Source organism: Arthrobacter sp. TJ-217, assembly GCF_058269255.1.
Window position 1 is genome coordinate 1 of record NZ_JBZCNJ010000031.1, and the last position, 687, is coordinate 687.

Sequence of the window (687 nt, forward strand, 5' to 3'; positions counted from 1 at the left end):
GGCGCCGGGACGGGCGGTCTGAACTTGGAAATGGTCGACCACGAATACCTGCCAGCGCCGCTCAAAGAACGCCAGGATCAGGTCCTGTTTGGAGGGAAAATGGTGGTAGAGGGTTGCTTTGGACACTCCGGATTCCTGGATGAGCTCATTCACCCCGACCGCGCGGACACCCCGGCGCATGAAGAGCTGATAGGAACAGGCCAGTATCTTTTCGCGTGCCCCGGGCGGGTGTTCTGAAGGCTCCATTGCCATCCTTACCGGCACCCACAAGAGGGGCCCTGCCTGCAGTGTAAGGGAATCCGCCCGAGTATTCCGCAGGTGGATAAGAAGGATCCGGAGTCATATGGGCAGCCCGGCCCACGGTCTTATACGAGGAACCCCGGTGCATTCCGGTCGGGCCAGCTGATTTCGCAAGCGAGATCATGAGTAAGAAGCGGGTCGATGGAATATTCGGCACCAAGAAATGAGGAACGGATCAGGCTCAGAGGCGTATGGTGCGAATTCCGATACCACCTTCCCCTCTGGAGTGCCTAACAATTCGGGCATGTTGGGGCTATTTTCAATGCCCCAACCCGCCCACGCGCATATTTCCCAATCGTGCCACCACTTCCGGATGAACACACGCCGGAGTCAGCTGCTGAATCCGTCCGGGAACCGACCTGCTTCCTTTAGCCGCAGTCCACGGGC

The 687-nt window shown here is 58.8% G+C and carries 1 protein-coding gene; it reads right to left on the reverse strand.

Annotated elements, in window-relative coordinates:
- Window positions 1-246 (reverse strand): TetR/AcrR family transcriptional regulator (locus AC4D2R_RS18025; protein WP_490941474.1); only part of this gene is annotated, 246 nt, incomplete at its 3' end.
- Window positions 247-687 lie beyond the last annotated feature (441 nt).